This is a genomic window from Amycolatopsis bullii (genome assembly GCF_014654205.1).
GTDB classification, from domain to species: Bacteria; Actinomycetota; Actinomycetes; order Mycobacteriales; family Pseudonocardiaceae; genus Amycolatopsis; species Amycolatopsis plumensis.
Genome location: NZ_BNAW01000019.1, coordinates 86,481 through 106,939 on the forward strand (window position 1 = coordinate 86,481; position 20,459 = coordinate 106,939).

Here is a 20,459-nt window from a genome sequence, read left to right on the forward strand (position 1 = left end):
TGGGACAGGAACAAGGAGGACCGATGTCAGCACAGCACGCCCTGTGGCACCCGTTCGCCGACATGGGCGCGGTCGACGGCGACCGGATGGTCATCACCCGCGGTGAGGGGTCGTACGTCTGGGACGACGCCGGCCGCCGGTACTTCGACGCGACGGCGTCGCTCTGGTACGCGAACTTCGGCCACGGCCGTCCCGAGATCACCGAAGCGGTCTCCCGCCAGCTGGGGGAGCTGGACTCGTGGAACCTGTTCGGCTACAACGCGAACCGGCCGGCGATCGAGCTGGCGGACCGCGTCGCGGCCCTGGCCCCGGAGCCGGGGTCGAAGGTGTTCTTCGGCTCGGGCGGCGGCGACGTCATCGACACGGCGGTGAAGCTCGCGCGGGCGTACTTCGCGCAGACGGGCCGGCCGGAGAAGGTCCACGTGATCGGCCGGGCGCAGGGCTACCACGGAACGCACGGGTTCGGCACGGCGGTCGGCGGGATCCCGGCGAACGCGGCGGGCGTCGGCCCGCAGCCGCCTTCGTTTTCCCACGTTGCGTACGACGACGCGGCAGTGCTGGAGGCGGAGATCCAGCGGGTCGGTGCGTCCCGCGTGGCGGCGTTCTTCTGCGAGCCGGTGATCGGCGCGGGCGGCGTGCTGCTGCCGCCGGAGGGCTACCTCGAGGAGGTGGCGGCGATCTGCCGCCGTCACGAGGTGCTGTTCGTGGCGGACTGCGTGATCGCGGCCTGGGGCAGGCTGGGCACGTGGTTCGGGATCGACCGCTGGCCGGTGCGGCCGGACCTGATCACGACGGCGAAGGGCATCACGGGCGGCACGATCCCGCTGGGTGCGCTGGTGGTGGCTCCGCGGGTGGCCGAGCCGTTCTTCACCGGGAAGCCGGGCGCCCCGATCTTCCGCCACGGCCCGACGTACGCGGGTCATCCGGTGGCGTGCGCGGCGGGGCTGGCGACGTTGGACATCTACGAGCGCGACGGGCTGATCCCGCGCGGTCGCGAGCTGGAGAAGCCGTTGGCGGACGCGGTGTCCTCGGTCAGCGGACACCCGCTGGTGAAGGAGATCCGCGCGGGCCTGGGCTTCCTGGCGGCGGTGGAGCTGACGGCGGAGGTCGTGGACGCGGACCCGGGCGCGCCGGTGAAGCTGCAGCGGGCGTGCCGCGACGAGGGTGTGATCGTGCGGAACCTGGGCCGCGGGGTGGCCGTGTCGCCGCCGCTGGTGGCGGCGGAACCGGAGCTGGACCTGCTGGCGGCGGCCCTGCCGAAGGCGCTGGACCGCTTGGCGGCGCAGGTGTGAGGGGAGGGCGCTTTCCTGTCCTCCGACGGCAGGAAAGCGCCCTCACCAAGCCGGCGGCGCCCCCAGCTCGCCGCCGACCCGGCCCGGGCACCTCACGAAATGCAGAACTCGTTGCCTTCCGGGTCGGCCATGGTCACCCAGCTGTGCGGGCCCTGCCGCCCTCGCCACAGGAACTCCGCGCCGCGCGACTTGAGTTTCTCCAGGGTTGCCTCGACGTTGTCCGCGCCCACCCACACATCCAGGTGGACCCGGTTCTTCACCGTCTTGGCCTCCGGTACTTCCTGGAACAGGATCCGCTTCGGCGGCCCCTCCGGTGGCGAGTCCGGGTGCCGGATCCCCGCTCCCGCTTTCCACACCAGCGAACCCCGGTGGGTCCGGGTCTCCGCCTCCGCCGCGTACCCCTTCGCGATCATCTCGCGGATGAAGTCCTCGTCCGTCGGTTCCACGGTCCAGCCGAGCGTCTCGGCCCACCAGTCGGCGAGGACGTGCGGGTCGGCCGAATCCACCACTACCTGGAAGTCATGCGCCATACCGGCACATTAACCACCGAGTCCGACATTTTCCGGAGCATCGGGTCCTCGGGGACGACCGTGAAGCGCCACTTGTCCACGCCGCCACCCATGATTTCGGCGTACCGGCGTGCACCGTCGGCGTTGGCGAAGCGCACCTGCTGGCCGTTCGTCAGGTGGGTGATCTTGACCGCCACGACTACCTCCCGAGTATGTGGGCCGGCCCGCGGAGCTTCCCCCTCCGGGACCGGCAGGGCACAGTAGAACACATGTTCGACCGACGGCGCCACTCTCTCCCCCAAGTAGGGGACAATCAATCAAAACCGCAGGTCAGAGCGGTCGGATCATGGCGACACGCGGCCAGGCGTCGAGGCCGCGGGCCGCTTCGGCACGGCGGATCGAGCGCAGGCCGTCGCCGATTTCCGCGGCCGGGACGACCCGGAACGCCAGCCGCTCGTAGTACGGCGCGTTCCACGGCACGTTTTCGAACGTCGTCAGCGTCAGCGCCGTCAGCCCGCGCGCCGCCGCCCACTCCGCGAGCGTCTCGATCAGCGCGCTGCCGATTCCCCGCCGCGCGTGCGGCGGCCGGACCGAGACCTGCTCGATGTGGGCGTGCCCGTCGACGACCTCCGCGAGCAGGTAGGCCACCGGCCGGTCGGCTGCGTCGACGCTGACCCACGCGCGGCCCGCCGCCTGGAACACCGTCAGCTCCGCCACCGAACCCGGGTCGTCGTCGGCGATCGCGGCCATGCCGACGTCGCGGAACAGCGCACCCGCCTCGCGCTCGACGTTGATGAGCGCGGGCAGGTCGTCGGGGCGCGCGAGCCGGATCACCCGGGCAGTTCTACGCGCCCGGGCGGAATTCTCACAGCGAATAAGACGTGATCGCCCGCTGGATGCGGATCGCGTACTCCTGCAGCGCGGCGATCGCCGTCTGCCGGGCCTCTTCGGTGATGCGGGCGGCCGGGCCGGCCATGCTCAGCACGGTGGGCCGCCTGCCGATCGTCTGCACCGGCACCGAACACGCCCAGACGCCCTCGTCGAGCTCGCCGGAGCTGACCGCGTACCGGTTCTCCAGCGCCTGCTTCAGCTCGTCGCGCACCGCCGTCCCGCGCTGCTCGACGATCGACGCCCACCGCCGGTCGCGTTCGATCTCCGGCAGCAGCGCGAGCAGCATCTTGCCGGACGCGCCGACGCCGAGCGGCAGCGAATGCCCCGGCTCGAACGTGAACCGCATGGCGCGGTCGCACTCGACGCGGTCCGCGCACACGGCGGCGTCGCCGAACCGCTGGAACAGCATCACCGTCTCGCCGAGCTCCCGCGCGGCCTCCTCCATCGCGGGCCGCGCCAGCCGAACCATGTCGTTGGCCAGCTGCGCGGCCCGCGCCAGCGGCATCACCTGGCTGGTCAGGTGGTAGTGCCCGGCCCGGCCCTCCTCGAGCAGCTGCAGCTCCTTGAGGAGGGCCACGTACCGGTAGGTCGTCGCCACCGGGGTCCCGATCGTCGCGGCCAGCTCGGCGACGCTCGCCTCCCACCGGCGCTCCGAAAAGGCCAGCAGCAGCTGGAGGACCTTGCGGGAACTGCTGGCCCCCGGGGTGCGGCGCGGGGAAGTGGTGGCGGAACCGTCGACGGTACTGACGGCAGGCGTCATCGTGACCCTCTCGGTGAGACAAAAACTACCTTCGCTATCACACGGGGTGAATAAATTAGCACGTAGTGTGAAAGGAAGGCCAGCAATGGGCCAGGAAAAGGGCGTTTGCCGTCGCGCCGAGGTCACATGGTGAGAAATTCGCCCGGTTTCGTCACCACGGGTGACTCGACGTAGAGCCCGCGGTACTCGTCCTGGATCCCCGAGTTGTGCACCTGCAGCGCGAGCGGGCCGACGCGCCCGGCCGTCTTGTCGGCGAACCGCAGCACTTCCACGCCCTTGCAGGTGATCGTCGTGCTGGTGAGCGGGCAGCACGCCATCCGCGCGACACCCGTGGCGGCGTCGCCGATCAGCTCGCACTGCGCCCACTTCTTGATGTCGATGGTCGGGTGCGACAGCTGCCGGAACAGTTTCCCGCCCCCGTCGTTGTGCCCCGGCCGGTAGTCCCAGTGTCCCCCGTTCGGCGGCTGGAACTGGATGGCGCTCAGCGCATCGCGGATCGGGTCGGTGGTGCCCCAGATCAGCACGGTCGGTTTGTGGTTGCCCTTGACCTGCCGGACATTGAATATCCACCGAAACGTGCCGACCTGCTGTTTGTTGTAGTACAACCAGCCGCGCGCGGTGCCGTTGCCGTGGACGACCCCGTTTTCCGCCGACCAGAGCCCGGTTTTCGACGACGTCCACGCGCTCAGGTCGGTGCCGTCGAACATCGAAACCAGATTCGGGTCACCGTAAGGGTTTTCGGCCGCCGCGGCCGGTGCCGGGACCGAGGCCGCGACGATCCCCGCGGCCAGCACACCGAAGAGTTTCCGAAACATCTTGCCGTCCTCTCGTCGAACGCGGATCGAGGGTTCGGACGGCGGATTTCACGTTAGGAGCGGCGCGGGCCGGGCGTCAACCACGGTCCCGGTGACCGGTGAGGAACGGCGTGAGCAGGCCGGGCAGCGCCCGGTCGGCGAGCGCCAGCCCGTCGGCCTCGCCGACGTCGAGCACCTGGTACTTGCCCTTGCCCGCGGCGACCGGCGCGATCAGCGTGACCAGCCCGGCCCGGCGCTGGAAGTACGAGCGCTCGACGACGATCCCGGTCAGCCCGTCGCAGCGGACCGCTGCCGTGCCGCGGTCCAGCGAGCCCGACCGCGTCACCAGGTACCGGCCGGTGAGCGCGTGCCCGAGGCCGCGGTAGCGGTCCCAGCCGACCAGGGCCGCGAACGGCACCAGCACCAGCGCGACCTGCCACGGCCAGTCCGGCAGCGCGCCGAGCCGGGCCAGGCCGTAGAGCGCCGCGGCGAGCAGCAGCACGCCGAGGACGGCCCGGGACAGCCGCCGGTACAGCGCCCGGCGCGGGTGGCGCACCAGCGGGGTCGCGGCCGGGTCCTCGCCCAGCACCTCGGCGACGACTTCGTGCGCGCGGGCCAGCGGCGCCGGGGGCAGCAACAGGCTGCCGCCCTTGTCCGCGCTCTTGCCTTCCCGCAGGCCGGCGGCGATGGCGACGCAGCGGGCGCCGCCGGCCAGCCGCAGCGGCAGCGGTTCGCGGATTTCGGCGCCGCGCAGGCGGTCCTCTTCGATCGACACCGACCGCGTGGTGACCAGCCCCCGGCGGACGTGCAGGGTGCCGCCGGGTTCGCGGGTGAGCCGGAAGTTCCAGAACGACAGCACGTACCCGCCGATCGACAGCAGCGAGACGAGCACCAGCAGCCCGGCCGCGGCGAGCACCAGGCTCAGCCACACGGGAGTGTCGGCGAAGTGCCCGACGACGGCCTGGACCAGCGAGAACTGGATCGGGTCGAAGTGCAGCTCGTGTGCGAAGTGGTAGACGGTGCCGACGGCCGCACCCACCACCGCCAGCCCCGACAGCGTGAAGGGCGCGTACCGCAGCCACCGCTTGTCGACCGCGGCGATGAGCTGCTCCGGCGGCGCCGTGGCGGCTACGGCGTCCGGGTCGGAGACGGCCTCGGCCTTGCGGTGCAGCAGGAGCGTCCGCAGCCGCTGGGCCTCGGCGATGGTGACGGCATCGAGGACGAGCTCGTCCTTGCCCGGCCCCTTCCCGTGCGAGTGCCGTCCGGTGCCGATCCGCGCGGCGGCCAGCGAGAACAGCCGGTGCTTCGGCTCGGAGGTGACGTCGACCGTGCGGATCCGGTCGCGCGGGACGGCCCGGTGCTTGCGCTGCAGCAGCCCGGTACGCCACTCGACCTGCGACTCGGTGATCCGGTAGCGCGAAGTCAGCACGTGGGAAACCCCGGTGAACACGGCGATCGCGGTGAACACGAGGCCGACCCACTGCCACGGTTCGCCGTGGCCGAACAACAGCGCGCCCAGCAGCACCGGCAGCGACTTCACCAGATCGAGCACCGGCCGGATGAGCAGCATGCGCCGGTCGAGGTGGTGCCACGGCGCCTCCTGCGTGCCCTCGGCGGGTGGGGTGATCGCTTCGGTGCTTTCGGCCGCCTCCGCGGGAAAGAGTGCGTCGCCGGGGCTCACGTGGCGTCCCCGCGCACCGCCTGGGTCGTCTTCGTGAGCTCGTCGGCCAAGGCCAGCGCGCGGTCGTGCGCCAGCCCCGAGATCCGCAGCGGGCCCGCCGCGGACGCCGTGGTCACGGTGATCTTCGCCAGCCCGAACAGCTGCTCGAAGGGGTCGCGCTCGATGTCGACGGTCTGGATCCGCGAGACCGGCGCGATCCGCCACTCCTGCTTCAGCCAGCCGGACTGCGTGTAGACGGCCTCGCCGGTGACCTCCCAGCGGTGCACGCGGTAGCGCCACTGGGGCATCACGAGCAGGTGAAGCGGGCCGAGCACGCAGGAGAGCACCAGCGTCACGGTCAGGAACGACGGCGCGTCGTCGCTGGTCACCACGATGAGGGTCTGGATGCCGAGCAGGACGATCCAGAGGATCGAGGCGGTGACCGTCCAGTAGCCGATGGCCCGGCGGCTGACCCGGTGCGCCGGCGGCCGCAGCCGGGGCGCCGTGCTCGTGGTGTGTTCGCTCACCGCTCAAGCGTGCCCGATCGGGGCCTTGCGTGCCCACGACGGTTGTCACGATGGCGATCCGGTCGGGCCTCGATCGCGTGGCGTTACGATCGGCGACACCGCCGGAGGAATGGAATCGCTCTCCGGGTGTGTTGTGCTTGACGGATTGGTATAGCGGAGAGCAGGAGGACCCGGTGGGACTCGATCCCGACGACCTGTACGAGGTGGACTCGGACGTCCCCGACCTGACCGGCGCGGTGCTGCTGCACCACTTCGAGGGGTTCATGGACGCCGGCTCGGCGGGCCGTCTGCTGGCCGAGCACCTGCTGGGCGGCGAGCACCGGGTGATCGCCCGCTTCGACGTCGACCGGCTCATCGACTACCGCTCGCGGCGGCCGACGATGACCTACGCGGTCGACCACTGGGAGGACTACGACGCGCCCGAGCTGGTGGTGCACCTGCTGCACGACACCGACGGCACGCCGTTCCTGCTGCTGACCGGCCCGGAGCCGGACCACGACTGGGAGCGGTTCAGCGCGGCGGTCCGGAACCTGGTCGAGCGCTGGGGCGTCCGGCTGACCGCCGGGTTCCACGGCATCCCGATGGGCGCGCCGCACACCCGCCCGCTCGGCGTCACCGCGCACGCCACCCGCAAGGACCTGGTCGGCGACAACCAGCCGCTGCCGAACCGGCTGCAGGTGCCGGGCAGCCTCGCCGCGCTGCTGGAGTACCGGCTCGGCGAGTGGGGTCACGACGCCATGGGCTTCGCCGCGCACGTGCCGCACTACCTCGCCCAGTCGACGTACCCGGCGGCCTCGCTGATCGTGCTCGACGCGCTGAGCCGGGCGACCGGGCTGAGCCTGCCCGAGGGCGAGCTGCGGGCGGCCGCGGACCTGGCCGACGCCGAGATCAACCGCCAGGTCGCGGAGTCCGACGAGATCGCCGACGTCGTCCGCGCCCTGGAGCGGCAGTACGACACGTTCGTCGAGGCGTCCGACCGCGGCAGCCTGCTCGCGGAGTCGGTCGAGCACATGCCGACGGCGGAGGAGCTCGGCTCCCAGTTCGAGCGGTTCCTGGCCGAGCAGAACGGTGGCGACGGGACCGAGCGGTGACGGCCCGCTACGACGAGATCGGCGTCGGCTACGCGCTGGGACGGCGGACCGACCCGCGCTGGCTCGAGCCGGTGGTGTCCGCGCTGGGCTCCGCGGCTTCGGTGCTGGACGTCGGCTCCGGAACGGGGTCCTACGAGCCGCCCGCGCGGGACGTCGTCGCGGTCGAGCCGTCGGCGGAGATGATCCGGCAGCGGTCCCCGGAGGCCGCGCCGGTCGTGCGGGCGGTCGCGGAAGCGCTTCCGTTCGCCTCGGGCTCGTTCGACGCCGCGCTGGCGGTGCTGACGGTGCACCACTGGCCCGACTGGCGCGCCGGGCTCACCGAGCTGCGGCGGGTCGCGTCCCGGCAGGTCGTCCTCGCGTACGACACGGCCCGGCACAACGACTTCTGGTTCGTGCGGGAGTACGTGCCGGAGGTGGCCGCGCTCGAGGACTCACGTCCTTCGGCGCCGGAGATCGCCGACTTCCTCGGCGCGTCTTCGGTGCGGCCGTTGCCGGTGCCGTGGGACTTCACGGACGGCGTCTTCCCGGCGTACTGGCGACGGCCGGAGGCCTACCTGGACCCGGCGGTGCGCCGGTCCTGCTCGGCGCTGGCCCAGACCGCGCCGGAGGCGGTGTCCCGGGGAATCGACCGGCTGCGGGCGGACCTGGAGTCCGGGCGGTGGCAGCGGGAGCACGCGGAGCTGCTGGAGCTGCCGGAGTGGGACGCGGGGTTCCGGCTGATCGTGGCCTAGCGCTCACCACTCCTCGCGGGCCAGCTTGCCGACGGCTTCGGCGGTCTGCCGGAAGCCGGCCTCGCCCAGAACCGCGCGCAGCTGCGCGTTGAACTCCTCGATCTCCGGCGCGACGCGGGTCAGTGCTTCCTCGCCCGCCGCCGTCAGCTGCAGGACGACCGCCCGGTGCTCGCGGGGGTGCGGCTGCTTGGCGACCAGGCGTGCCTCGACGAGCCGGGTGACCATCGCCGTCACCGCGGATTCGCGCTGGCCGAGCCGCGCGGCGAGGTCCCGCTGGGTCAGGCCGCCTTCGCGCACGGCGAAGAGGGCGCCCAGCTGGGCCGTGGTGATGCCGGCCGCGGCGAGGCAGCGGCGGTCGGCCGCCACGCGCAGCCGGTGGGCGGCTTGCTGGAGCAGGAAGAACAGGCGCTGATCGGATTCGGGCACACCCGATCTTGACAGCCCCGGCCGGACCGCGCCATGCTGACTTCACTAGTGAAGTGAGGGGTCATGCTCGATTTCGCAGCAGCGCGCGCCGGTCTGGCGAGCCAGCCGTTCAGCCGGCTCCTCGGCGCCCGGCTGACCGAGTTCGGCGACGGCGCGGCCACGCTCGAACTGGACATCCGCGAGGAACTCCAGCAGCAGAACGGCTACCTCCACGGCGGCGTGCTCGCCTACGCGGCCGACAACGCACTCACCTTCGCGGCGGGAACGGTGCTCGGCCCGGCGCTGCTCACGGCCGGCTTCGCGATCGACTACCTCCGCCCGGCGGTCGGGGTCAGCTTGCGGGCCCGCGCCGTCGTCGTGCAGGCCGGGCGGTCGCGGGCCACCTGCCGGTGCGATGTGTACACAGTGGACACCGACGGCGAGCCGGTGCTGTGCGCCGCCGCGCAGGGGAGCGCGCGCTCGAAACCCTAGCCGTGGCACCCTTCTTCGTTCAGCGGGCCGAACGACGGCAGGACCAGCCCGCACAGGTAGCCGTCGACCCAGCGGCCGCTCCCCGCGATGTTGGTCCCCAGCCGGACGAACGGCGCGAAGCCCCGGATGCCCTCGGCCAGCGCGTCCTGGTTGCGCTGCAGCATCGACGTCAGCTGGTCCAGGTCGGCCAGCAGCGGGCCGACGCGTGACTCCGCGATCAGCCCGGATAGCTCCGACGACAACCGCCGGGAGCCGTCGAGCAGGGTGGTGATCGCCGTCTCGCGGTTGATCACCTCCGCCAGGAGCTCGTTGCCGTCGTCGAGGAGGCGGCGGACGGCCGCGTCGCGGTCGACGAGCGTCTGCGACACCACCCGCGTGTTGCCCAGCAGTGACCCGAGCTGCCGGTCCCGGGACGCCAGTGAATCCGACAGCCGCGAGAGCCCGGTCAGCGCCGCGCGGACGCTCTGCGGCGTGTTCGCCAGTGTCGCCGAAAGTGTGTCGAAGCTCCGGGCCAGCCGGGTGGTGTCGATGCGGTCCACTGTGGACGAGAGGTCGCCGAACGCCGTGAGGATGTCGTAGGGCACCGTCGTGCGCGACCGCGGAATGGGCGCGCCTGGGTCGAGCGTGGCCTCGCCCTGTGGGTCGAGGGCGAGGTACTTCTGGCCCAGCACCGTCTTCAGCCGGATCGCCGCGGTCGTCGCGTCGCCCAGCCAGGCTCCCTTCGCCCGGAAGGAAACCAGCACGTGGTCGCCGCGCAGCCGGACGTCCGACACCCGGCCGACCTCGACGCCGGCGATGCGGACGTCGTTGCCCACCCCCAGCCCGGCCGCTTCGGCGAACTCCGCCGCGTACGTCGTCCCGTCGCCGATGACCGGCAGGGAACGGACGTTCAGCGCCGTGACCACACCCAGGGCCAGCACGGCCAGGCCGGCGAGGGCGGTCCTGACCGGGGCTGACATGGCGTCAAGAGTGACCCGGCTCACGCCCGGCCGCCAGCCGGATCGCCCGATGAGAGGAATCGAGCTGCGGGTAGGCCCGGTATTCGAGCGCGTTGGCCGCCCGGTCGGTCATCCAGGTGAAGATGCTGCCGAACAGCCGCGTGCTGAGCATCCGGTAGCCGCGGTTGCGGCTGCGGATCTTCGCGGCCGTGCGCGGCGCGAGGAAGTTGCCGGAGCCCTTGCCGTTCTTCTGCCCGATCGTGGCCGGCTTCCGCAGCCGCTGCTCGTACTTCGCGAACGCCGTCACGTGGTCGCCGCCGGCCGCCGCGAGCTCGCCGGCCAGCACCTGGGCGCCCATCATCGCCAGTCCCGTCCCCGAGCCGCCCGGCCCGGCGCACCAGGCGGCGTCGCCGAGCAGCACCACCCGGCCCGCCGACCAGCGGTCGAGGTGGATCTGGCTGATCGAATCGACGTACAGGTCGTCGGCCGCGGGGAGCGCTTCGAGCAGCTTCGGCGTCTCCCAGCCGGTGTCGGCGAACAGCTGCGCGAGCAGGGCCGCCTGCTCGCCGGGCGTACGGCGGTGGAACTCGATGCCGTCGGCCGCGAAGACCAGGCCGACGTGCAGCCGGTCCGGCAGCCGGTGGCTGCCCACCACCAGGCCGCGGCCGGGCTCGTTGTACATGATGCTGGTGTGGTCGAGCCCGAGGTGGTTGGGCGCGGTGAACCCGGCGATGCCGAAACCGAGGTCGCGCCGGAAGTCCTCCTCCGGCCCGAAGGCGGCGGCCCGGACGCCGGAGTGCACGCCGTCGGCCCCGACGACCAGGTCGAACTTCCTCGGCGCGCCGCGGCGGAAGGTGACTTCGACGCCGTCGGCGGTCTCGGTGAGGCTCGTGACGCGGTCGCCGAAGACGTATTCGGTGTGGTCCGCGGTGTGCCGGTACAGGATCCGCGCGAGGTCGCCGCGCAGGATCTCGACCTCGCCGCTCCAGGCGGCGCCGGGCACGGTCAGTGCCGGACGGCCGTCGGGACCGAGCACGGTCTGGTCGCCCATCGCCGTCTCGTACCGGCGGATTTCGTCGAGCACGCCCATCGCGGCCAGCAGTTTCACCTGCTCGCCGCGGAAGTCGACGGCCTGGCCACCGGGCCGCGGGGCCGGTGCGGACTCGACGACGGTCACGCGGTGGCCGGCGCGGTGCAGCCAGTGGGCCGCGGACGGGCCGGCGATGCCGGCCCCGGAGACGAGCACGGTCTTGGCGGTCATCGGAGGTTCCTCTCGGGTCGGTGGATGCCGGGACCGAGAGTGCGGGCGGCCGCTGACGGTCCGCGCACGGTCCGCTGACGGCTCACCCGGTGGCGCGCGGTTGCAGTCGCTAACATGGCCCGGGTGGACCGCGCCGCCGAAGGCCGGATCCAGGAGGACGGCGACGGCGTCGTCGAGGCACGCATCCTGGATGCCGCTGCTCACCTGATCGCCGAAGAGGGCTTCGGCAGGCTGAAGATCGGCGGTGTCTGCGCCCGCTCCGGCTACGCGCGGTCGGTGATCTTCCAGCACTTCGGCGACAAGGACGGGCTCGGGCGACGGCTCGTCGAGCACGCCGTCGAGGAGTTCACCGAGGTATACAGCGAGGCCGTCGCGGCCCGGACCGGGGCGGCGACCGCGACCCCGATGGACATGCTGCGCGCGCTGCTGGACATCATCTTCGAGCTGATCCGCACGATGCCGACGCTCAACCAGGCGTTCCTGGCCCTGTGGGGCGACGCGGCGGCGGAGTACTCGGCCCTGCGCGGCGCGCTGACCGAAGCCGACCGCCGGTTCCGGTTCGCCATCGCGCAGACCGTGGCCAGCGGGGTCGCGGACGGGTCGATCTCCGGTGTCCGCGACCCCGATTCGTACGCTTCGGCGCTGCTGGCCCAGCTGCGCGGGATCTCGATGCAGGCCCTGATCGACCCCGACGGCGTCGACCTGCGGGGGCTGCGCGCCGAGCTCGAGCGCAGCGTCGACCGGCTGTCCGCGGGGTTCCGCGGCGCGCTTTAAAGCGCGTACACGATTCCCCGCAGCACGATCACGCCGACGAAGACCAGCGTGAAGGCCAGATCGAGCGAGAGCCCGCCGATCCGCACCGGCCGCACGACCCGCCGCACCGGCCCGATCACCGGCTCGGTCGCGGCGTAGGCCAGTCCGCGGGCGCGCCGCGCCCACGGCGGGGTGTTCGCCACCACCGCGACCCAGTCCAGCACCATCCGCGCGACCAGCACCAGCAGGTACAGGCTCAGCAAGAAGCCGAGCAGTGTTCCCAGCGCACCCATGGTCCCTCCGTTCCTTCACCTGGAAGAACGCGTGGGCCGCGCCGGGAGTGCCGGGTCTGTCCGGTTCACAGCTTTTCGACAGGATCGGGTGACGCCGGTCACCGTGCGTGGTGGGCCGGCGGTCCGGCCGGCCCACCACGCGGCCGGGTCAGCCGAAGGTGACCACCAGCCGGCCGTCGGAGGCGAAGGACCACTTCATCGTGCCGGCGTAGGACGAGCACCGTGACCCGTTCTTGCCGGTCCAGAACTGGTCCGAGCTGTCGACGTTGCCGACCGTCTTGTCGTTCGAGCCGCCACTGGCGAAGCGGCACGAAGTGTCGTTGCGGAACACCGAAGTGCCGGTGTCGAAGGAGAAGTTGCGTTCGGCGTTGTCGATGCCGACGTTGTCCGAAACGGTCATCGACCCGGGATTGCTGTTGTAGGTGAACCCGTGGTGACCGTTGCGGTAGGCGATGTCGCGCCGGACGATGTGGTTGACCGCGATCTTGTCGCCGCCGAGCTTGTAGCCGTTGCGGTCGCCGTTCTTGTTCACCGTGCCGTTGCTGAGGGTGCCGTTGGCGTAGGCGAGGGAGTCCTCGATGGTCACCGGGCCGATCGGGCCGGTGTCGGTCTTGGTGTAGAGGTCCCAGCCGTCGTCGATGTTGTGGTGGGAGACGTCGTACCGGAAGACGTTGCCGGGGCCCGCGGTGAGCTTCGCGGCGAACCCGTCGGCGTCCTCGCCGTCGGAGTCGGCGTTGTCGTGCGATTCGGAGCTGACGACGAGGTTGTTCGACGGCCACTGGTCCTTCGGCGTGCTCGAGGCGATCCGGGAGATCTGCAGCCCGGAATCGCGGTTGAACCGGGTGACGACGCGTTCGATGACGTTGTTGCTCCCGCCGACGAAGATCCCGTTGTCCCCGGCCCGTTCGACGACGATGCCGGCGATGCGCCAGTACGAGCCGTTGACGGCGAGACCGCGGTTGGCCGGGTCTTCCTTCATGGCCGAGAAGTTCAGCACCGGCTGCTCGCCGGGGTAGGCGGACAGCGTCTTGCGCGCGCTGGAGGTGCCGTTGTTGCCCGGCGCGATGGTGACGGTCTGGCTGTAGGAATAGGTGCCGCCCCGGAGCGAGATGGTGCCACCGGAATCGATCCGGGTGAGCGCCGCGGGCAGGGTGGTCGGGTCCGCCTGGGTGCCGGCGGCGGAGTCCTTGCCGTTGGGCGCCACGTAGAGGGTGGTGGCCGCGGCGGCGGCGGACGGCGGGGCCAGCGCGGCGATCGTGACCAGCGCGGCGCTCACAGCAAGCGCTTTCTTGTGGGCAATGCTTCCGTACGAACCCATTGCACGCCTCCTTGCGGGCGGGAAAGTGCCGGACACCGAAGGCCTGAGAGCGCTCCCAGTCGGAGCGGGCCTTCGGTGAGGCGACGGTAGCACCGGGTGGCGGCGGCCCGAGTGGGCCAAGCGGGTCGTCTGTACTGAAAACGCTTTCAGAGCGCGCGAGGGCTGGGGGCGCGTGGGGGCCGGGCGCGCTGACGCGACAATACAGCTGGGGGTCTCCTGTTTTGCCGCGCCAGCGCTGGTATCCCTAAGGGATGGCACAGCGCTCCGAATTCCGGGCCGTACTCCCGTGCTCGGTGCGTCCCGTTCATTGAAGCCCCGGTACCCGGTCCGTGCCTAGGGGCAACGGTCTCGAACGAGGCCGCCGATGGTTCCGCGTTCTCGCCGTCAATGCGACTTGTGGCTATTTCCCGGTGTTCGAAAGGTGGCGTGCGGTCAGCGCCTGCGTGATCACGTCCAGGACGCGCGGGGCCTGCTCGTCGAGGTAGAAGTGGCCGCCGGGGTAGGTGTGCAGGGTGAATTCCGCCGTCGTGTGGCCGGCCCACGCCTGGGCCTCCGCCACGGTCGCCTTCCGGTCCGATTCGCCGACCAGCGCGTGGATCGGGCAGTGCAGCGGGGGACCCGGCTCGTAGCGGTAGGTTTCGGCGGCCCGGTAGTCGCTGCGCAGCGCGGGCAGCGCCGTCGCCAGCAGTTCCTCGTCGTCGAGCAGGTGCGTGTTCGCGCCGCTGAGCGACTTGATCTCGGCGACGAACTCGCGGTCGCCGAGCAGGTGGTACCGCTCGTCCCGGTGGCAGGACGGCGCCCGGCGTCCCGAGGCGAACAGGGCCAGCGGGGTGACGCCCGCGCTCTCCAGCCGGAGCGCGACCTCGAACCCCAGCGTCGCGCCCATGCTGTGGCCGAAGATCGCCAGCGGGGTTCCGGTGTGGGGCCGCAGGGCTTCGGTCACCGCGTCGGCGAGCGCACCGATGCTCGGCACGCCGGGCTCGTGCCTGCGGTCCTGGCGCCCGGGGTACTGCACGGCGAGCACGCCGACCCGCGGCGCGAGCGCACGGGAAACCGGGAAGAAGTAGCTCGCCGAGCCGCCGGCGTGGGGCAGGCAGACCAGGTTGACCGGCACGTCGGGGATCGGGTGGTAGCGCCGGATCCACGGCTGCGCCTCCGCGTTGTCCGCCACGGAAGTCACTCTCCTGCGTTGGGGTACGGGGGAATGTCCCGACCTTCCTGCGCGGCCGGGCGCACCGGCAACCCCGGGCCCGGACCGCGGGCGAAAACCCTAGTCTTTTGCGCTCGGCGGGAGATCTGCTCAGCGGGCGACTCCGGCGCGTGTTCCGGCGGTTACAGCGAGATCGTCCGGTTTGCTATCGTCGTGCCCAGTGATCACTGGGGGGTGGGCGGCATGCCGGAAGGGCAGGGACAAACCGGGACCCGGGCCGGGGAAACCGCGGTGGAGCCGGCCGGAAACTCCGGTCCGGCCGATGCCGGGCCGGGCGACGGCTGGCGGCGGCTGAACCTCCGGATGCTCGGCGTGCACCTGAAATGGCTCGTGCCGCCCGCCGCCTCGCTGGGGGCGTACGCGTTGTGGACCGGCGGTGACCTCCAGGTCGCGTCGCTGTACAAGCTCGCGATGGTCAGCGTCGCCTTCGTCGCGGTCACCGGGTACGAGATGGTCCAGCTGCTCACCACCCGCTTCCGGCTGACCGGCGAGGTGTTCGAGCTGCGCAAGGGGCTGGTGCTGCGCAGGCACCGGTCGATCCGGCGCGAACGCGTGCGCCGGGTCGACCTGACCGCCGGGCCGGCGCAGCAGCTGTTCGCGCTCGTCGTCGTGCGCGTCGGTACGGGCAGCGGGTCGCACGGCAAAGACCACGAAGTGAAGCTCTCCGCGCTGGCGAAGCGAGACGCGCTCGCCCTGCAGGCGGAGCTGCTCGCGGGCGCCGACGCGTCGGCGGAGAACTCCGCGCGCGGCACGGCCGAGGACGGCACGATCGCCGCACTGCGGTGGTCGTGGATCCGCTACGCGCCGCTCACCATGTGGGGCGGGCTGGCGATCGTCGGGATCGTCGCGCTCGCGACCCGGGTGGCGGACTGGTTCGGCCTGACCCTCGACGGTGTTTTCGATTGGCTGGCCCGGTTCTTCCGGGAGGCTTCACCCGCGCAGGTGATCCTTTCGTTCGGCGGCGTCTTCGCCGTCCTCAGCGCGCTGAGCAGCCTGCTGCTGTTCTGCGAGCAGTGGTGGCGCTACCGGTTCGAGGTCGAGGGGCGCTACACCTACCGGGTCCGCCGCGGTCTGGTCACGACCCGCCGGATCGCGATCGACCGGCGGCGCATCCGCGGGGTCGAGGTGACGCAACCGTTGCCGCTGCGGCTGTTCGGGGCCGGCCGGGTGGAGGTGATCGCGACCGGCCTCGGCAGCTCGGACGACGACTACACGGGCATGCAGGTGGTCACCCCGGCCGTGCCGCGCGGGGAAGCCGACCGGATCGCGGGGGCGATCGCCGAACAGTCGCCGTCGCCGACGGCGACCACGCCGCTGCGTTCGCACCCGCGTGCCGCGCTGCGATGTCGGCTGCTCCGCTCGGTGGCGGCCGCGCTCGTGCCCGCGGTCGCGCTGGCGGTGCTCGGCTGGACCGTCGCACCCGACGTGCTGCCCGCCGCCGGGATCGTCGCGGTGGCCGGCGTGCTGATCGCGGTGCTGCTCGGCGTCGACGCCTACCGGGCCCTCGGCCACGAAGTCTCCGGCGACTACCTGGTCACCCGGTACGGGACGCTGCGGCGGCACACCGTGGCACTGCGCCGGGACGGCGTGATCGGGTGGCGGATCTCCCGCTCGCCGGGCCAGCGCCTGGCCGGGCTGGTCACCGTCAGCGCCGTGACCGCGGCGGGCAAGGGCGGCGCGTACCACGTGCGTGACGTCGGGTTCCCGGACGGCCTGGCGTTCGCCGGCGAGGCCGTCCCCGGGCTGCTGGCGCCCTTTGTGGTCGGTGAGCAGGCCCCCGAACCCGAGCCGGAGGCCCGATGAGCGCGGACCGGCCCGCCACGCGCGGACCCGAGTACCCGGCGATGCTGCCGGCGACCCTCGAGGCCACCGCCCATCCCGGCGGCGGCCGTGCGCGCCGCTCGCTGCGCGACTGGCTGACCGACGGCCTGTGCGTGCTGTTCGCCTTCGTGATGGGCGTGGTGTCGCTGTGGGTGCGGGACCCGGACGCGGCCCCCTCGATCTCGGTGACGCTCAGCCTGACGGTCTCGGCCGCCGCCTGCCTCTCGCTGTGGTTCCGGCGGCGGTGGCCGGTGCAGCTGGCGTTCGTGCTCATGGTGCTGTCGGTCTGGTTCCCGCACGCGTCGGGGGCGAGCGCGATCGCGCTGTTCACCGTCGCCGTACACCGCAAGACGGCCACCGTGGTCCCGTTGCTCGTGCTGGGCGTGCTCTCGCCGCTCGTGCAGTTCCGGATCTACCGCCTGGAGCCGGACACGCCGCTGGTGTACTGGATGGCGGTCGGCATCGCCGCGGCGCTCAGCGTGCTCGCCGTGGTGTGGGGGATGGGCGTGCGGGCGCGGCGGCAGCTCGTGGTGTCGCTGGCGGAACGGGCCGAGCGGGCCGAGGCCGAGCAGGAACTGCGCGTCAGCCAGGGCAGGCTGCGCGAGCGGGAGCGCATCGCCCGGGAGATGCACGACGTGCTGGCGCACCGGCTCTCGCTGCTGAGCATGCACGCGGGCGCGCTGGAGTTCCGGCCGGACGCCCCGCCGGAGGAGATCAGCCAGGCGGCCGGGGTCATCCGGGCCAGCGCGTACCAGGCGCTGGTCGACCTCCAGGGCGTCATCCACGTGCTGCGGGAGACGGAACCGGAAGAGGAGGGCCCGCAGCCGACCATGGCCGACGTGCCGTCGCTGGTCGAGGAGGCGCGCGCGGTCGGCACCGAGATCGAGTTCGACGACGCGATCACCGGCCTCGAGGGCGTTCCGGCGCTGCTGGGCCGGACCACCTACCGGATCGTGCAGGAGGGCCTGACGAACGCGCGCAAGCACGCGCCGGAGGCCGTCGTGCACCTGGCGATCCACGGGTCGCCGGAGGACGGGGTGGAGATCTCCATGCGCAACGCGCTGGCCGGGTCCGGCGCCCGTCCGAAGGGCGCGGCGCCGCTGCCGGGCTCCGGGGTGGGGCTGACCGGGCTGCGCGAACGGACCAGCCTCGCCGGCGGGCGCTTCGAGCACGGCCGCACCATGGCCGGGGAGTTCCGCATCCGGGCTTGGCTACCCTGGCCGTCATGAGCCAGCCGCAGAGCCCACCGGTCCGGGTGCTGATCGTCGACGACGACCCGTTGGTCCGCAGCGGGTTGCGGACGATGCTCGGCGGCGTCGCCGACCTGGAGATCGTCGGCGAGGCCGCCGACGGCGGCGAAGTGCCCACCGCCGTCGAGAAAACCGCGCCCCACGTGGTCCTGATGGACATCCGCATGCCCGGGACGAACGGTCTCGTCGCCACCGAGCGCCTCCGCAAGGAGGATCCCGGGATCGAGGTCATCGTGCTGACCACCCTCGACAGCGACGACCACGTGCTGCGCGCGTTGCGGGCGGGGGCCGGCGGCTTCCTGCTCAAGCGCACCCCGCCGGCGGAGATCGTGGACGCCATCCGGCGGGTCGCGGCCGGCGACCCGATCCTCTCGCCGAGCGTCATCCGGCAGCTCATCAACCACGTCACCGACGACACCGAGTCGGCGGAATCCGCCCGGCAGCGGGCCGCGGCGACGGCACTGGCCGGACTGTCCCACCGCGAACGGCAGGTCGCGAACGCCATCGGCGAAGGGAAAACCAACGCGGAGATCGCCAAGGAGCTCTACATGAGCCTGCCGACGGTGAAGGCGCACGTCACGCGGCTGCTCGGCAAACTCGGGCTGAACAACCGGGTGCAGATCGCGTTGCTCGCGCACGACGCCGGGCAACACCGACCAAAGTCGTAACCGGCCCGCGCACCCCTAGACCTTCGGCAGGTGGTGCTAGCCGATCGTGGCCTGTACGAGCGGACGTAGCCGATCAAGACTGGGGCCATGACCGAAGGCAACCCGAACAGCCTGCTCGCGAAGGATGAGTACTACGGCGCGACCGCGGCCGACCTGCAAGCCATGGGCTTGGCGGACAAGGCCAAGGCCGCGATCAACCAGCGTGCGATCTTCCCCCACCGGGGTACGGCGATGCTCTACTCCGACCGGCTCGTCCTCGGCAGCTGGGACGACAACGGCGACGTCACGCTGTATCCACGCGAGGTCAGTGCGATCACGAACGAGTTCACCGAACTGTACGGCCGGTTCCTCGGCGGTGGCCTGAAGAAGGCCGGCGCTCCGGTGATCATCCGCCGCACCAGCGGCGAGGAGGCGTACCTGCTGCTCAACCACCGCTGGTTCAGCGAGCGCACCGACAACCAGCGGTGGTTCCGGTTGCTGACCGACTGGCTCAGCGCCGCGAACTCGCCCCAAACCGGCCGGTAACCGCCAAGGACGTGCCGGGCACCTTCCGCCATGCCGCCGGCGGGCCACTTCGCCGGTGGTTGCCCGGCGTGGAACACGAGGAGGGACCGCCGATCCGGTGGTCCCTCCTCGTGCTGCGCCGCCTCGCCGGTCGCCCGCCCGTTTCCGGGCGGCCGCGCGGATTCCGATCGTCTAGTCATTCTCGTAGGTCTCTTTGACACGCAGCGCGAAGCCCCGTGAGACTCGGTCGGGTCACCGATCGAACGATGCGGCCGTGGCGTGGCGCGGGCATCGCGGATGCCGGTCCGGCACGGGCTCGTCGCCGCCGGTCGTGACGCCTGCCGCCGATGTCGGGACCACGTTGCCGCGAAGCGGTTTCGTGCCGCTTCCGCGAGAACCCGGGTGTCGGCGGAGTCACCCGCCCGCCCCGCCACCGCGTCGGGGCCACCGACGAAACGGAATGGCCTGTGGAGATCATCGGAGACGGCTTCCTCTCGCGGCACCTCGCCCGCTCGTTCGCCGACCGCCATGCGGACGTCACGGCCATCGCGGCGGGCGTCACCAAGACCACGTCCGCGACGCTGGCGGACTTCGACCGGGAAGCGGCGCTGGTCTACGACGTCGTGCGCCGCGCACGGCGGGCCGGCCGCACGGTCGTGTTCTTTTCCACCGCATCGGACTCGATGTACGGCACGCACGACTGCCCGGGGCTGGTGGAAGGTCCGGTCTACCCGGTTTCCGCCTACGGCAGGCACAAACTCGGGCTGGAGGAGATCCTCGCCCGGTCCGGCGTGGACTACCTCGCGTTCCGGCTCAGCCACATCGTCGGCGAGGGACAGCGGCCCCACCAGCTGATCCCGTCGCTCGGGCGGCAGATCCTCGGCGGTTCGGTGACCGTGCACCGCAACGCCCACCGCGACCTGCTCGACGTGGAACACCTGCTGCTGGCGCTGGACCGGGTGCTCGCGAGCGGCGTCCGGCAAGAGGTGATCAACGTGGCCTCCGGGGTGCTGGAGCCGATCGAGCGGATCGTCGACAGCATCGAGGACCGGCTCGGCGTGGTGGCGGAACGGACCACTGTGGACGTGCCGGTGGTGAGCATGCCCACGAACACCGACCGGCTGCGCCGGCTGGTCCCGGAGTGGGCCGGGCTGGGCTTCGGCGAGGACTACCTGCCGCGGCTGCTGGACAAGTACCTCGACGTGCTCTGCGCGCGGGTGGCCGGGCCGGCGCGCACGCCGCAAGCGCTGTAGGAGTTCACTTAGTCCTCGTTCCCGAGGGCCCGGGCGGC

At 71.9% G+C, this 20,459-nt stretch carries 23 protein-coding genes; 10 read left to right on the forward strand and 13 right to left on the reverse strand.

Features of this window, described 5'->3' with window-relative positions:
* The first annotated feature begins 23 nt into the window (after nucleotides 1-23).
* Nucleotides 24-1,292, forward strand: a complete 1,269-nt coding sequence (locus IE317_RS22025) for an aminotransferase family protein (protein WP_191312952.1) — start codon at nucleotides 24-26, stop codon at nucleotides 1,290-1,292.
* A gap of 92 nt (nucleotides 1,293-1,384) precedes the next feature.
* Here IE317_RS22025 and IE317_RS22030 read toward each other — a convergent pair whose 3' ends face one another.
* From IE317_RS22030 to IE317_RS22060, 7 genes are all read right to left on the reverse strand, one after another.
* Nucleotides 1,385-1,801 (reverse strand): VOC family protein, encoded by a 417-nt coding sequence (locus tag IE317_RS22030; RefSeq protein WP_308443405.1) that lies wholly within the window; start codon nucleotides 1,799-1,801, stop codon nucleotides 1,385-1,387.
* Nucleotides 1,801-1,998: a hypothetical protein gene (locus tag IE317_RS22035; RefSeq protein ID WP_004561810.1), complete on the reverse strand. Its 198-nt coding sequence runs from the start codon at nucleotides 1,996-1,998 to the stop codon at nucleotides 1,801-1,803. The genes IE317_RS22030 and IE317_RS22035 overlap by 1 nt, the downstream gene beginning before the upstream one ends.
* Nucleotides 1,999-2,131: 133 nt before the next feature.
* Complete coding sequence (locus IE317_RS22040) at nucleotides 2,132-2,635, reverse strand: GNAT family N-acetyltransferase (protein ID WP_229902841.1); 504 nt, start codon at nucleotides 2,633-2,635, stop codon at nucleotides 2,132-2,134.
* Nucleotides 2,636-2,666: 31 nt separating this feature from the next.
* Complete coding sequence (locus IE317_RS22045; RefSeq protein WP_191312956.1) at nucleotides 2,667-3,452, reverse strand: IclR family transcriptional regulator; 786 nt, start codon at nucleotides 3,450-3,452, stop codon at nucleotides 2,667-2,669.
* Between the two features lie 122 nt (nucleotides 3,453-3,574).
* Nucleotides 3,575-4,267, reverse strand: coding sequence for a family 16 glycoside hydrolase (locus tag IE317_RS22050; protein WP_191312957.1), 693 nt, complete (start codon nucleotides 4,265-4,267; stop codon nucleotides 3,575-3,577).
* A 76-nt stretch (nucleotides 4,268-4,343) separates the two neighbouring features.
* Nucleotides 4,344-5,816, reverse strand: coding sequence for a PH domain-containing protein (locus tag IE317_RS22055; protein ID WP_229902846.1), 1,473 nt, complete (start codon nucleotides 5,814-5,816; stop codon nucleotides 4,344-4,346).
* A 107-nt stretch (nucleotides 5,817-5,923) separates the two neighbouring features.
* The gene (locus IE317_RS22060) at nucleotides 5,924-6,433 is read right to left on the reverse strand and encodes a PH domain-containing protein (RefSeq protein ID WP_191312959.1); all 510 of its coding nucleotides are present in this window, start codon (nucleotides 6,431-6,433) and stop codon (nucleotides 5,924-5,926) included.
* Between the two features lie 173 nt (nucleotides 6,434-6,606).
* Between IE317_RS22060 and IE317_RS22065 the strand changes: the two genes are divergently transcribed.
* Entirely contained in the window at nucleotides 6,607-7,524 is a 918-nt protein-coding gene (locus tag IE317_RS22065) for a proteasome assembly chaperone family protein (RefSeq protein ID WP_191312961.1), read from the forward strand.
* Nucleotides 7,521-8,255 (forward strand): class I SAM-dependent methyltransferase, encoded by a 735-nt coding sequence (locus IE317_RS22070; RefSeq protein ID WP_191312963.1) that lies wholly within the window; start codon nucleotides 7,521-7,523, stop codon nucleotides 8,253-8,255. The genes IE317_RS22065 and IE317_RS22070 overlap by 4 nt, the downstream gene beginning before the upstream one ends.
* A gap of 3 nt (nucleotides 8,256-8,258) precedes the next feature.
* Here the strand turns inward: IE317_RS22070 and IE317_RS22075 are convergent, their stop codons facing one another.
* The gene (locus tag IE317_RS22075) at nucleotides 8,259-8,681 is read right to left on the reverse strand and encodes a MarR family winged helix-turn-helix transcriptional regulator (protein WP_191312965.1); all 423 of its coding nucleotides are present in this window, start codon (nucleotides 8,679-8,681) and stop codon (nucleotides 8,259-8,261) included.
* A 63-nt stretch (nucleotides 8,682-8,744) separates the two neighbouring features.
* Between IE317_RS22075 and IE317_RS22080 the strand changes: the two genes are divergently transcribed.
* Nucleotides 8,745-9,152: a PaaI family thioesterase gene (locus IE317_RS22080; protein ID WP_191312966.1), complete on the forward strand. Its 408-nt coding sequence runs from the start codon at nucleotides 8,745-8,747 to the stop codon at nucleotides 9,150-9,152.
* Here IE317_RS22080 and IE317_RS22085 read toward each other — a convergent pair.
* On the reverse strand, nucleotides 9,149-10,111 hold the full coding sequence (locus tag IE317_RS22085; RefSeq protein WP_191312968.1) for an MCE family protein: 963 nt from the start codon (nucleotides 10,109-10,111) through the stop codon (nucleotides 9,149-9,151). The genes IE317_RS22080 and IE317_RS22085 overlap by 4 nt on opposite strands.
* A 4-nt stretch (nucleotides 10,112-10,115) precedes the next feature.
* Entirely contained in the window at nucleotides 10,116-11,351 is a 1,236-nt protein-coding gene (locus IE317_RS22090) for an FAD-dependent monooxygenase (RefSeq protein ID WP_191312970.1), read from the reverse strand.
* 114 nt (nucleotides 11,352-11,465) lie between these two features.
* On the opposite strand from IE317_RS22090, the gene IE317_RS22095 reads away from it, so the two are divergent.
* Nucleotides 11,466-12,125 carry a TetR/AcrR family transcriptional regulator gene (locus IE317_RS22095; RefSeq protein WP_191312972.1) on the forward strand — a complete coding sequence of 220 codons (660 nt, stop codon included), beginning with the start codon at nucleotides 11,466-11,468 and terminating at the stop codon, nucleotides 12,123-12,125.
* Here IE317_RS22095 and IE317_RS22100 read toward each other — a convergent pair.
* From IE317_RS22100 to IE317_RS22110, 3 genes are all read right to left on the reverse strand, one after another.
* Nucleotides 12,122-12,397, reverse strand: coding sequence for a YggT family protein (locus IE317_RS22100; RefSeq protein WP_043776952.1), 276 nt, complete (start codon nucleotides 12,395-12,397; stop codon nucleotides 12,122-12,124). The genes IE317_RS22095 and IE317_RS22100 overlap by 4 nt on opposite strands.
* A gap of 148 nt (nucleotides 12,398-12,545) precedes the next feature.
* Nucleotides 12,546-13,715, reverse strand: a complete 1,170-nt coding sequence (locus IE317_RS22105) for a right-handed parallel beta-helix repeat-containing protein (protein ID WP_191312974.1) — start codon at nucleotides 13,713-13,715, stop codon at nucleotides 12,546-12,548.
* A gap of 400 nt (nucleotides 13,716-14,115) precedes the next feature.
* Nucleotides 14,116-14,886, reverse strand: a complete 771-nt coding sequence (locus IE317_RS22110) for a thioesterase II family protein (protein ID WP_191312977.1) — start codon at nucleotides 14,884-14,886, stop codon at nucleotides 14,116-14,118.
* A gap of 222 nt (nucleotides 14,887-15,108) precedes the next feature.
* Between IE317_RS22110 and IE317_RS22115 the strand changes: the two genes are divergently transcribed.
* The 5 genes from IE317_RS22115 to IE317_RS22135 all read left to right on the forward strand — a co-directional run bounded on the left by IE317_RS22115 (nucleotide 15,109) and on the right by IE317_RS22135 (nucleotide 20,421).
* Nucleotides 15,109-16,728, forward strand: coding sequence for a PH domain-containing protein (locus IE317_RS22115; protein ID WP_191312978.1), 1,620 nt, complete (start codon nucleotides 15,109-15,111; stop codon nucleotides 16,726-16,728).
* Nucleotides 16,725-17,975, forward strand: a complete 1,251-nt coding sequence (locus IE317_RS22120) for a sensor histidine kinase (protein WP_229902842.1) — start codon at nucleotides 16,725-16,727, stop codon at nucleotides 17,973-17,975. The genes IE317_RS22115 and IE317_RS22120 overlap by 4 nt, the downstream gene beginning before the upstream one ends.
* On the forward strand, nucleotides 17,972-18,664 hold the full coding sequence (locus IE317_RS22125) for a response regulator transcription factor (protein ID WP_191312980.1): 693 nt from the start codon (nucleotides 17,972-17,974) through the stop codon (nucleotides 18,662-18,664). The genes IE317_RS22120 and IE317_RS22125 overlap by 4 nt, the downstream gene beginning before the upstream one ends.
* A gap of 87 nt (nucleotides 18,665-18,751) precedes the next feature.
* Nucleotides 18,752-19,189: a hypothetical protein gene (locus IE317_RS22130; protein ID WP_191312982.1), complete on the forward strand. Its 438-nt coding sequence runs from the start codon at nucleotides 18,752-18,754 to the stop codon at nucleotides 19,187-19,189.
* Between the two features lie 446 nt (nucleotides 19,190-19,635).
* Nucleotides 19,636-20,421: an NAD-dependent epimerase/dehydratase family protein gene (locus tag IE317_RS22135; protein WP_191312984.1), complete on the forward strand. Its 786-nt coding sequence runs from the start codon at nucleotides 19,636-19,638 to the stop codon at nucleotides 20,419-20,421.
* The last annotated feature ends 38 nt before the right edge of the window (nucleotides 20,422-20,459 follow it).